We start from the raw sequence: 11,364 nt of genomic DNA, 5'->3' as shown, positions 1-11,364 counted from the left end.
GGAGCGTTTCGCTCAGCTCGTCTGCGAGCACCCCGTCTTCCGCGAGTGCTTCGGACTTTTATGAGGGGATGCCTCAGGAGCCACCCCGTAGTGCCTCTGGACAATAACCACGTCGAGCGCCAGCTGCGAGACATGGTGCTGGGCAGGAAGAACCACTACGGCAGCAAATCTCAGCGGGGCACCGAGGTGGCGGCGCTCTTCTACTCCCTCATCGAGACGGCTCGCCTGCGCGGCGAGGAGCCAGGGCGCTATCTGCGACGCGCAGCGCTGGCCGCTATCGAGTCTCCTGGCACCGTCACGCTTCCCACTCGCCAAGACTAACGACTGCTTCCTCTCGCAACTGGCTCAGGCCTGCCCCTTCATGGGGACGGGGCACGGCGAACTCATACGTCGGTACTACGAGCCTGTCCGACTTCCTCTGCCCGTTCATCATCGGCGTACGGCCTTCCGGCCTTCCCGATGCGTCCCGCTCAGCTTCGGCGGGCGAGCAGAGGATCTCCCGGTTCTCGCGCATGGAGCTTCTGGGCGTGCATGGGGTCTCCGACCGCGCAGGGCCGAGCCAGGGACTCGCAGGAGCGTCCCTGTTCGTGTGGCCTTCCGCTTCAGATAACCGCGTCGGCGCCCTGGACCGGCTGATTTCGCGGCTCAATACCCAGCCCGCTCGTACCCCTGTCAACGCTTCACCCCCACCCTCACGGGTGTTGGCGCATGACTCGGGGCCATCGTGGGTTGCTGGCCCTTCGATGTAAGGCTCTTTCATCCTCCGCTCCATGCCGGTTTATCCCGGCGCACTATCAGCTCGCCGTGCCCCGTCTGGACGCCGAGCGGGCCAGACGGGGCACGGCGAGCACTTACACGCGGTGAGCCAACGCATCCGCAAACGGGTGGAAGAGATATTCGGCTGGGCCAAGACGGTGGCGGGGATGCGCAAGGCGCGCTACCGGGGCCAGCGCCGTGTGGGCTTGCAGATGCACTTCGTGGCTGCCGCTTACAACTTGGTGCGGATGGCCAAGCTCATGCCAATGACCTCATGAGCGGGAGGGCCGCGCAGCGGCAGTAACGCCGCGCGGCCGATATCCTCCAGCAGCTCCCCACCCTGCGGCAGGGAGTCGGACATCCAGGTGGGATGCTCCCAACAGAGGTTCAGCCCCTCTACTCTTACTTTTTCAGCACCCTGCTAAACCCCCGAGATTACTGGACGTTGGCGTTCATCCACGTTCACCAGCGGCCAGCCGATTACGTACAGATTACGTACTAACCTGGCACTCAAGGCGCACCGTTCCAGACACTCTGACCACGGAGCAGCCCACCGCCTTCGTAGAGAAGCGCCTGCCGAGGGCACTGGCCAAGGTGGACGCGGAGGCGTACCTGAGCAAGCCAGGCATCTCCCAGGGGGCGCCCGTGCCGCGCTCGGAGAAGCTGGAGCGGATGGCGCGCCTCAAGGACCAGCTGCCTTCGGTGGAGGACGGTGAAGGACTGGACCCTGGCCGAGTGGCAGCTCTACATCGAGTGGCTGCCCCAAGTGACGTCGCGAGACATGTTCCGGTGGGCTGGACGAGCGCTTCCACCTCACCAAGAGCCACACCTGACGGACTTCTCCTGAGTGGTCTAGACTTCGCCTCGGCGGAGAGAGCCTCGATTGGCGGTGAGAAGCCCATGCCTAACAACGAATACCGGATCAAGTCGGGAGACACGCTGAGTGCCATCGCCCGGCGCCACCATGTCTCCATGGATCTACTGGCCCGGCTCAACGGCATCAGTGATGTCAATCGTATCTACGCGGGACAGGTATTGAAGCTCCCGGAGCCGAGCCCTCGCCAGCGTCTCACCCCGAAGCAGCCACAGACCCACCGGGTCTTCGCGGGAGAGAGCCTGGAGGGTATCGCCAACCGCTTCGCCGTCCCGGAGAAAGAGCTGCGCGCGGCCAACAATCTCCCGGAGAAGGGTTCGGCCTTCTTGGGGCAAATGTTGGTCCTTCCGCAGAAGAACAAGACCCCCGCCACCGAAAAGACCCTGTGGAATCAGGTGGAGAAGACCTTTTCCCCCAGGGGTGACCTCCCAACGGACAACGCCGTCATGGAGGTTGCCTTCCGGATCACCGGGGCCATCGAGGGAGGCTCGGCGAAGTCCTTCCAGAACGCGGACACGGGAATTGTCAGCTACGGGAAGCACCAAGCGACGCTGGACTCTGGAACGCTCGGCATCATTCTCCAGAAGTATATCGCCCAGTCTCGGAGCGCGACGGCGAAGCAGTTGGCCGCCTACATGGACAGGGTCAACAAGAAGGACGAGTCTCTGCGAGATGATGAGGGTTTCAAGAAACTGCTCCTGGCAGCGGCCGATGAGCCACTGATGAGCACCATCCAGGATACCGTCTTCGCCGAGAATTACTGGCCCGAGGCCGAGAGGGGGGCCAGGAACGACAACCTCCAGGCCCCTCTCGCCCTGGCCCTGTATTACGACACCAACATCCAGGGAGGCCTGCCTAAAGTACGAAGTGAGACCGCCGAGAAGCTGATGGGCAAGACGTTCACCGAGGCCGAATGGCTGACGGAGTTCAACACGCAGCGTGACCTGCGCCTGAAGCGGCTCGCGGAGGAGGCCAGAACTGCCGCCAGGGATCCGAATACACCCGCCCAGAAAAAGAAGACCTTCGAGAAAACCGCCGTCTTGCGTGAAAACTCGCGCTCCCGCGTGAGGATTCTGCAGAAGCTGGTGGATGCAGGAGATCTTCAGCTCCGGGGTGACAAGGAAGGAAAGCTTCTTGTCAACGGGAGGCGAATCGATGGACTGAAGTCAGGTGGCGGAGAGACCTCTCCGGGCCCGTCCGTGACCCAGGTGGTCAAACCCCCCGTCGTGAAAAAACACTCGGTGAACCAGGGCTCTCGTGGCTCGACGGACATCGACGCCATCATCCTGCACCATACCGCCAGCAACAACGTGGAGCAGGATCTGGTGCAGCTGACCAAGAAGGGCACTGAGGTGAGTGCGCACTACCTCATCGCGCCGGATGGCACCATCTACCAGCTCGTGGAAGACGACAAGAGGGCGTGGCACGCGGGCAAGTCAGAACTCCATGGTCAGAAAACGCCCGACGTGAACTCGCGCTCCATCGGCATCGAACTCACGAACGATGGGCGAGGCAAGACGCCCTTCACCGAGGCTCAATATAAGGCTCTGGAGCAACTCGTCCCGTACCTAGCCGTGACCTACGAGGTGCCAATGGAGAACATCCTCGGGCACCGGGATGTGGCTCCGGGTCGCAAGACGGACCCGGCGGACAACTTCGACTGGAATCGGGTGCGTAGCGCCATCAAGGTGGCTCAAAGCGGTAGCGAGACAGGTACTCCCGGCAACAAGGACAAGCCCCATCCTGTCGTTTCGACCCCCTCCCCAGGAAAGCCAGAGCCCGTCGCCAAGGATTTCGATGCGACGCTGAATAAGTGGCTCACGGTGCACGAAGGGCGTCGCAACACGGTTTATAACGATTCCAAGGGGCATCCGACTGTCGGCATTGGTTTCAATCTGGACCGGGAAGACGCTCAGCAATGTTTGAAGGCGCTCGGGATCGACTACTCAGCGGTCAGGGCGGGCCGCGTGAAGCTCACCGACCAGCAAATCGACACGCTGTTTCAGCAGGATGTGGCGTCCGCTCGCGAGGCCGCCCGATCCATCCTTGGACGGGACACCTATGAGGCCCTGAATGACGCGCGGAAGATCGTCGTGATCGACATGATCTTCAATCTGGGTGAGAACGGGTTCTCGAAGTTCAAGAAAGCGATTCGAGCGATCCAGAAAGCCGACTTCACGACCGCTGCTCGCGAGATGGAAGACTCGTTGTGGTATGGGCAGGTCGGTCGCCGTGCCAGGGAAAACGTGACCTCGATGAGGCTCGGCCAGCTCTTATGGGAGGATTCGGGCACCAAGGGTGGCACGTCCACCAAGGGTGGCACGTCCACCAAGCAGCCTCCCCAGGAGGATTCGGGCAACAAGGGTGGCACGCCCACCAAGCAGTCTCCCCAGGCTGACGCACTCAAGCAAATCGCCATCAGCGTCTATGATGGAATGTTCAAGAATCGCAACTACGACCTTGGTGTGACTACGCTGCGGGACACGAATGAAGAAAAGGTTTACGCCAACTTGGCACAGTTGAACCACGACGTAAGGCTCATCACCCAATTCAAAGCTGTCTACAAAGGCCTGTACCGCTCGGATATCGAGACGCAGATCAAGTCCGAATTTTCGAACAGAAGGGGGTACGAGTTGAACCGTGCGCTGGCCTATCTCACGTCAAAGAACGTTCTCCTCAATGACATTGCCCATAGAGTTCATGACGCTCTTCTCAATAGTTATAACTTTCTTGGGTTCGAGGATACCGATGAGGAAAAGGCCTACAGCAATTTAGTGAGATTGAATTACGACCAAACACTAATCAATGAGTTCAAGAGTGTTTATAAAACAATGTACCGTTCGGATGTTGAAGAGCACATCCGGTCCAAGATGTCGAACAACTTGATACCTGAGTTGGACCGCGCGCTGAGCTATCTCAAGCCGAAGGGTAGTCAGGTTCCGAAGGGACTCAGTCCTAATGTGCCTGAGCCTTCTCGCCCCAAGGCGCCTGAGCCTTCTCGCCCCAAAAAGGGTAAGGGCAAATACTACCAGCTTCCTGATGTGGGGGTTGGATATTATCTGTACGGACCTTCGGCTTCAGATAAGGTTTGGGGTACAGAATTCACAATTGCGGCGATGCAAAAGGTGGCACAGGCGGTCAAGAGTGAACTCGGAATCGATATAGGGATAGGTGATATCAGCTTCGAGGAAGGTGGCAAAATGTCACCTCACGACTCTCATCAGGCTGGCATTGATGTCGACATTCGTCCCCTGAGGACTGACGGAGTGAATGATCGTGTTGCCATCAATGAGTCTGCCTACAGTAGAGAGCGAACTGCGGTGTTGGTTAAACATCTTTTTGCGCATGGAGCGAAGAAAATACTTTTCAATGATACTAAGCTTTCGAAGATGTTTAATGATCCCAAGAATGTTCGAGTTAAGTACTGGAATGGCCATCATAATCATTTGCATGTTATCTTTTAATGACCTGTCTTTGTGGGCTGCGAATAAGATGGGGGTGACGTTCGTGCGGGTGTTGGCTTAATATTGAGATGCGCGGAGGGGGACTCCGTCGTGGTGGTGCGCACAGGTCTCTCGGTTGATGGTTCCCTCAAAAGCAGGGGCGGAGCCGGGGCTGGAGGAGGAGAGCCCCGCCTTTGCCGCGACGGTGGAGGAGCCGAGGAAGGAGCGCCCCCCCCGTTTGGACTGGGCCGGGCTGCTGAAAAGGACGTTCGCCCTGGATGTGTTCGCGTGCTTGAGGTGTGGAGGCAGGCTTAAGGGTGTTGGCGTACGTGAAGGGAGCAGGAGGGGTGAGAGCGATTGTGGAGCACCTGGGGTTGCCCACGGCGAGTGCGCACCTGGCCCCTGCGCGAGGGCCGCCCCAGAGCGCGGGGTGTTGAAGCTCAAGCCGCCACAGCCAGCCAATAGAGCCAGGCACCTGCCGCGCCCCTCCTGGGAAGGCGGCTGGGGTAGGCGTGTACCCCAAAGTGGCTGCGCGGCCTCTCCACCAGCTTGGCACACAGCCCACATGTCCCCCTCTGCGGTCGTCCTCGGCCCTCCGCGGAGCCTCTGCACCAGTCCTCACCCTCAGCACAGCTCCTATCTGTCTTAGAACCTGGAATCTGTAGAGCCAGCGCGTGTCCAGGCTCGCATGCTGGCTCGGTAGAAGCCCGCCAAGATGGCGGCCCCGCAGCCCTTGGCGTTCAGCGCCCCGGCAGAAGGAAGGCGACCCACCGCGCCAGTGCCTTGAGCCTCGGACTGTCCAGGCGAGCAAAGCGGCGCAAGAGGCGGCGCTTCTCGGGCGTGTCACTCAAGCCGGGGGGGCACCGTGTTTGCCCCGGGGGCGCTCTGCCCCATCTCCACCTCGGCAAACCCCATCAGTTCATGGGGGCCGCTGCCGAGAATCAGACACATGCGGAACAGCGTTGGAACGCTCGGCAGCACGCCCCCCCCGCTCCATGCGCCCGTACACCTCGGGAGCGATGCCGATGCCCTCGGCTGCTTCTGCTTGAGTCATGCCTGCCCGCTTGCGGGCCTGCTTCAAGGCCGCGCTCAGGGTGACTGAGTCTCCCCGATTTTGTGGCTCTCCCGCAGCTTGTGTGGATCCTATGGCTCATGCAGACGGGCGCACGAGCGAATTCGCCTGCTTACTGCCGCTGAACCACACGAAGTGCGGGAGAACCACAAAATCCGGGGAGGCTCAAAGTGCACCAAAACGTGGGCATCAGCGGGTCTCAATCTCGCGGAACACCACCCCATCCAGCTTCAGGCTCCTTACTGCTTCCACCATGCGTTCGCTGGCGACGATGACATTTGGCGAGTCGGCCAACCGAAAAATGTCTACCTCTGTGGGCAGTGCTCCTGCGGTGAGAATAATGGGAGTCGGAAGGCTAAAGCCTTTGTTTCGACCGCACGTGGGGCATGGAGAATCGAGTTCCCGAGGTAGGCAGTCAGAGTGGAACCTGCCACACAGTTCAAGTTGCAGGTCCATGAGTTCCGGTGGGCGTTTCGTGCGGAAGCGCACATCCATAGGGCAACCCTGCATTCCGCGGACGCCTGCTACCTGCAACTGCCCTAGCGCCTCGCGGCGTACGTAGAGCGACCAGGGATTCTGCATGAAGAGCTGGCCAAAGTACCCGGCGCCTGTACCTGTCAGCGGCCCGAACTCTGTTCCTGACGACAGTTCTGCCCCCTGGGGGGCCAGTGGACGCACCAGTTCCCTCAGCCGGGCGAACTCTTCGAATGGTACAGGCCACGGGTCAGATAGCTTCTTTTGCTCTTCTTTTGGCAGTCCAGAGAGATCTACACAGGGATACAGTGTCACCGAGATCGCTTCACCAAGCCCACAAACATTGCATGGCTCGATGCCGGGCAGTACCCATCTGTGCACTGCGTTCAAGTTGCCTGTGTAGCAAGGCGAGCTGTCTTCACAGACCCGATAGAATTTCACAGCGGCCTCTGATCAGGGCTGGCTATTATTGGGCGAACAGCTGAGGACCCGCGGGCGGGACGAGCGACCTGCCGTAGGGAATGATGGGGCCGACGACGTCGAAGCGGAAAGCCAACTCGAAGGCTTTGGCCAGCAATTCCTCCTGCGTATAGCGACGGGTGGGATTGGTATCCCGGAACTCTCGCCACGCCTGGTTCCACAGACCGCCGCGTGCGGAGCCGCTGTGGATGCGCCAGTGCACATGCTCCGGAATGACCATGGTCCAATCGTGAACCTTGATGCCCTGGGCCTTGAACCACCTGGCCAGATCGGCCGCTTGGGGGAAAAAGTGGTGCTTGACGAGCCTGCCTTCGAGCTTGGGAAAGGCAGGAAGGAAGCCCTCGCGATAGCGGAAGTGGAAGGACATCCGTGGGCGAGTACCTTCCCGAAGTCCCGTGTTCCTCCAGTTGCGCGAGGAGCCGGGGCTGCGCATGGGAGGGCGGTATCGCGCCAGTTCAGCGCCATGCTCCAGGGATGAGCGCGCCACTGCCTCCGGCTCTACATCCTCACAGCTGAAGACGCCGCACACGCCTGCTTCACCCTCACAGGCGAGCACGATGCATTGGTCAGAGGCTGGATCCTCACACTCGCTGGCGCTCTCCGACGCCACCTCCTCCCAAGCGCGCGTTGCAGGAGACGTGGTGGCACATCCGGAGAACTGCGGCGTGGCAAGAGACACCAGGAGCAAGGCCAAAAGCCTGAAGGGCGTTTTCATGACGCCTAAAAACTGTAGCCCTTCCTCTCGCCACCTCAAGAGAGGACAAAGAAAAGCCCAGCAACCCGTTCAGGTTGCTGGGCTTGTGAGTGTGGAGGCGGCGGGAATCGAACCCGCGTCCGAAAGCCTTCCGTTCTTCGACCCTACGTGCGTAGTCCGCGCTTTGCTACGTCCCGAAGGCTCCCACGGACGGGATCCTCCGAGCCGATCCTGGAAAAGTCTCGCCACCTCGGTCCCAGGAACCCTCGGCAGCCAGCCCGCATTGTGACGGTCCTACCCCACCCCACAGGCCGAGAGCGGGAGGACCGCGCGCTAAGAACTGTTGTTAGGCAGCCAGCGCGAGCTCAACGTTGTCGTTGGCTTTTGTGTCTTTGCCATCGGTTTTTACGAGCCATTGGCCCACTCGGCACGCGTCTCGAACTTCTATGCCCCCGTCGAAACCAGGTCGCCCCCATTGGTGACCTTCCCTACAGTAACCGCTGACGGCGCCCCGTCAATCCTCCTGACAACCCTCCCCGCATCCTAGGGTTCTCCTCCGCCCGGGCGACCCCTTGCCCGGCCGTCAGGTCCCCTATGCGAACCCTCCTCCTGCTCCTCGTGATGGGCGCGGCGGCCTCCTCGGCCGCCCAGCCGACCCCTCCCTCCGCCTTCCCCTACCCGGTGAAGACGGACACGCTGCCCAACGGGCTCACCGTGGTGCGCGTGCCCTTCCACTCCCCTGGTCTGGTCGCCTACTACACCGTCGTGCGCGTGGGCTCCCGCAACGAGGTGGAGCCCGGCAAGACGGGCTTCGCCCACTTCTTCGAGCACATGATGTTCAAGGGCACGAAGAAGCACCCCGAAGGCGAGCGCGAGCGCATCCTCGCCACCTACGGCTTCGACGACAACGCGTTCACCACCGACGACTTCACCGTCTATCACTCGTACGGGCCCACCGCGGGGCTCGATGCCCTCGTCGAGATGGAGGCCGACCGGTTCCGGAACCTCGAGTATGCCGAGCCGTCCTTCCGCACCGAGGCCCTCGCCGTGCTCGGCGAGTACCACAAGAACGAGGCCAACCCCTGGCTGCGCATGGAGGAGCGGCTGCTGGGCACCGCCTTCAAGGCGCACCCCTACCGCCACACCACGCTCGGCTTCTACGAGGACATCCAGGCCATGCCCGAGGCCTATGCCTACAGCCGGTCCTTCTTCGAGCGCTGGTACACCCCCGACAACACCCTCCTGTTCATCGCCGGAGACTTCAACGACAGCGAGGTCATGGCGGATGTGCGTGAGCACTACGGCCCTTGGAACCGCAAGGCCGCCCGCGTCCCCATCCCCGCCGAGCCGCCGCAGACCGAGAAGCGCACCGTCTCCGTCGAGTGGCCCTCCAGCACCCTGCCCCGTCAGGTGCTCGCCTGGCACACCCCGGCCGCCTCCCTCACCACCCCGGGCGCCGCCATCCAGGCCGTGCTGGCGGACTACCTCGTGGGCTCCACCAGCCCCGTCTACAAGGAGCTGGTGCTCGGCAAGCAGCTCGTCGAGTCGCTCGGCAGCGGCTTCTACCCCCACCGGGATCCGTCCCTCTTCAGCCTCCACGCGACCCTCAAGGCCGAGGAGAGCCGCCCCGCCACCGAGGCCGCCCTCACCCAGGCCATCCAGGAGCTGGCCTCGGGCAAGGTGGACCCCGCGCGCGTCAAGGCCATCCAGAGCAACATCCGCTACAGCCTCCTCATGAACCTGGAGACCCCCAACGATGTGGCGGGCCAGCTCGCCTGGTACGCCGGCATCTTCGGGACGCCGGACGCGCTCGCCCGCCACCTTCAGAATGTCGCCCGCGTGCAGCCCGAGCAGCTCGTCTCCTTCGCCAAGCGCTACCTCGTCGACTCCCAGCTCACCGTCCTCACCCTCACCCCCGCCGCCGGAGGAAAGCCGTGATGAACGCGTCCCCTCGATTCGGTCTCTTCCTGGCCGCCAGCGTGTGGCTCGGCGGCTGTGCTGCCACCTCCCGCACCGCGCCGCCCACGCCCCCGGAGACGGCTCCCCCACCCACGCCCGCCGCCCCGGCCGCGCCACCGGCGGCGATGACCGTTCCCGCGGTGCCCCTGCGGCGGCCCGCCCCGCTGGAGACCGTCGTCCTGAGCAACCCCCAGAGCCCCATCGTCAGCTTCCGGCTCGTCTTCCACACGGGCTCCGTGGACGATCCCCCTGGCCGGGAGGGGCTCACCGCGCTGACCGCGAACCTGCTCTCCCAGGGCGGCACGCGCGAGCTCACCTCCTCGCAGCTCCTGGAGGTGCTCTTCCCCATGGCCGCCGAGCTCGAGGCCTTCACGGACAAGGAGTTCACCACCTTCTCCGGCCGCGTCCACAAGGACTTCCTGCCCCGGTTCCTGAAGGTCTTCACCGATGTCCTGATCGAGCCCCGCTACGAGCCGAGCGAGTTCGAGCGGCTGCGCACCGATGCCCTCAACACCCTACGCAACACACTGCGCAACGAGGATGACGAAGAGCTCGGCAAGGTGGGCCTCGATGCGCTCCTGTTCCGGGGGCACCCCTATGCCCACTTCGTGGGCGGGACGGCTCAGGGGCTCCAGGCCATCACGCTCGACGAGCTCAAGGTCCACGCCCGCCGCGTCTTCACCCAGGACCGGCTCGTCATCGGCCTGGCCGGCCCCGTGGACGAGGCGCTGAAGCAGACCCTCACCTCCCGGCTGTCCGCGCTGCCCGCCACGGGGGCTCCCCGCGTGGCCCTGCCTCCCGTGACGGCCCGGCCCGGCGCCGCGCTCGTCCTTCAGAAGTCCACCCTCTCCACCGCCATCTCCCTGGGCTTCGCCACCCCGCTGCGGCGCGGCGACCCCGACTTCTTCCCGGTGGCGCTCGCCCTCTCGTACCTGGGGGAGCACCGGCAGACCCATGGCCTGCTCTTCCAGGAGCTGCGCGAGAAGCGGGGCCTCAACTACGGCGACTACGCCTATGCCGAGCACTTCATCCAGCAGTCCGGCACCACGTTCGCCCGGCCCAACCTCGCGCGGACCCAGCAGGACATCTCCCTGTGGCTCCGCCCCGTGGTGCCCGCCACCGCCGTGTTCGCCACCCATGGCGCCCTCTACTATCTCGGCCAGCTCGTCCAGCACGGCATCCCCCGGGATGCCTTCGAGCAGACCCGCGGCTTCCTCCTGAGCTACACCCGGCTGTGGGAGCAGACGGACCCGCGGCGCCTGGGCTACGCGCTCGACTCCCTCTTCTATGGGACGCCGGACTTCCTGGGCAGCTACCGGAAGGCGCTCGAGCAGATGACGCCCGAGTCCGTCCACGAGGCCGTCCGCCGGCGGCTGCGCCCCGAGGCCCTGTCCTTCGTCTTTGTCACCCAGGATGCGCCGGCCCTGGTCACCGGGCTCACGGCCCAGGCGCCCACGCCCCTCACCTACGCCTCCGCCAAGCCCCCCGCCGTGCTCGAAGCGGACCAGGCCATCCTCCAGCAGCCGCTTCCCCTCCGCCCGGACGCCATCGAGGTGCTCCCCGCGAGCACCTTCATGGAACAGTAACCCCCGGACGCACGGCAGCCCCGGAG

8 protein-coding genes and 1 other RNA gene are annotated in these 11,364 nt (G+C 63.1%); 5 read left to right on the top strand and 4 right to left on the bottom strand.

Annotation, left to right across the window (positions count from 1 at the left end):
- The first annotated feature begins 90 nt into the window (after nucleotides 1–90).
- The 3 genes from KY661_RS15745 to KY661_RS37565 all read left to right on the top strand — a co-directional run bounded on the left by KY661_RS15745 (nucleotide 91) and on the right by KY661_RS37565 (nucleotide 5,094).
- Entirely contained in the window at nucleotides 91–321 is a 231-nt protein-coding gene (locus KY661_RS15745; protein ID WP_317987262.1) for an IS66 family transposase, read from the top strand.
- Between the two features lie 539 nt (nucleotides 322–860).
- Nucleotides 861–1,034, top strand: coding sequence for a transposase (locus KY661_RS15740; protein WP_398577197.1), 174 nt, complete (start codon nucleotides 861–863; stop codon nucleotides 1,032–1,034).
- Between the two features lie 622 nt (nucleotides 1,035–1,656).
- A complete protein-coding gene (locus KY661_RS37565; RefSeq protein ID WP_317987261.1) occupies nucleotides 1,657–5,094 on the top strand; it encodes a penicillin-insensitive murein endopeptidase in 3,438 nt (1,145 codons plus the stop codon).
- 898 nt (nucleotides 5,095–5,992) lie between these two features.
- Here the strand turns inward: KY661_RS37565 and KY661_RS15720 are convergent.
- The 4 genes from KY661_RS15720 to ssrA all read right to left on the bottom strand — a co-directional run bounded on the left by KY661_RS15720 (nucleotide 5,993) and on the right by ssrA (nucleotide 8,267).
- Nucleotides 5,993–6,127 carry a helix-turn-helix domain-containing protein gene (locus tag KY661_RS15720; protein WP_263437070.1) on the bottom strand — a complete coding sequence of 45 codons (135 nt, stop codon included), beginning with the start codon at nucleotides 6,125–6,127 and terminating at the stop codon, nucleotides 5,993–5,995.
- A 207-nt stretch (nucleotides 6,128–6,334) separates the two neighbouring features.
- Entirely contained in the window at nucleotides 6,335–7,060 is a 726-nt protein-coding gene (gene sitI6 / locus KY661_RS15715) for a SitI6 family double-CXXCG motif immunity protein (RefSeq protein ID WP_225410962.1), read from the bottom strand.
- Nucleotides 7,061–7,085: 25 nt separating this feature from the next.
- The gene (gene sitA6, locus KY661_RS15710; RefSeq protein WP_225410961.1) at nucleotides 7,086–7,814 is read right to left on the bottom strand and encodes a SitA6 family polymorphic toxin lipoprotein; all 729 of its coding nucleotides are present in this window, start codon (nucleotides 7,812–7,814) and stop codon (nucleotides 7,086–7,088) included.
- Nucleotides 7,815–7,903: 89 nt separating this feature from the next.
- Nucleotides 7,904–8,267, bottom strand: a transfer-messenger RNA (tmRNA) gene (gene ssrA, locus KY661_RS15705).
- Nucleotides 8,268–8,387: 120 nt separating this feature from the next.
- On the opposite strand from ssrA, the gene KY661_RS15700 reads away from it, so the two are divergent.
- Together KY661_RS15700 and KY661_RS15695 are read left to right on the top strand one after the other, a co-directional pair.
- Entirely contained in the window at nucleotides 8,388–9,731 is a 1,344-nt protein-coding gene (locus KY661_RS15700) for a M16 family metallopeptidase (protein ID WP_225410960.1), read from the top strand.
- Nucleotides 9,731–11,338 carry a M16 family metallopeptidase gene (locus KY661_RS15695; protein ID WP_225410959.1) on the top strand — a complete coding sequence of 536 codons (1,608 nt, stop codon included), beginning with the start codon at nucleotides 9,731–9,733 and terminating at the stop codon, nucleotides 11,336–11,338. Before KY661_RS15700 ends, KY661_RS15695 begins: the two co-directional genes overlap by 1 nt.
- Nucleotides 11,339–11,364 lie beyond the last annotated feature (26 nt).

This window comes from Allostigmatella hybrida (assembly GCF_020103775.1).
GTDB lineage: Bacteria > Myxococcota > Myxococcia > Myxococcales > Myxococcaceae > Hyalangium > Hyalangium aurantiaca.
This window is presented reverse-complemented; position numbering and strand designations above follow the sequence as displayed.

Excerpts from the sequence above, each read along its gene's own strand:
- KY661_RS37565 (WP_317987261.1), top strand. The coding sequence starts at position 1,657 with ATGCCTAACAACGAATACCGGATCAAGTCGGGAGACACGCTGAGTGCC.
- KY661_RS15720 (WP_263437070.1), bottom strand. The coding sequence starts at position 6,127 with ATGACTCAAGCAGAAGCAGCCGAGGGCATCGGCATCGCTCCCGAGGTG.
- sitA6 (WP_225410961.1), bottom strand. The coding sequence starts at position 7,814 with ATGAAAACGCCCTTCAGGCTTTTGGCCTTGCTCCTGGTGTCTCTTGCC.
- KY661_RS15700 (WP_225410960.1), top strand. The coding sequence starts at position 8,388 with ATGCGAACCCTCCTCCTGCTCCTCGTGATGGGCGCGGCGGCCTCCTCG.
- KY661_RS15695 (WP_225410959.1), top strand. The coding sequence starts at position 9,731 with ATGAACGCGTCCCCTCGATTCGGTCTCTTCCTGGCCGCCAGCGTGTGG.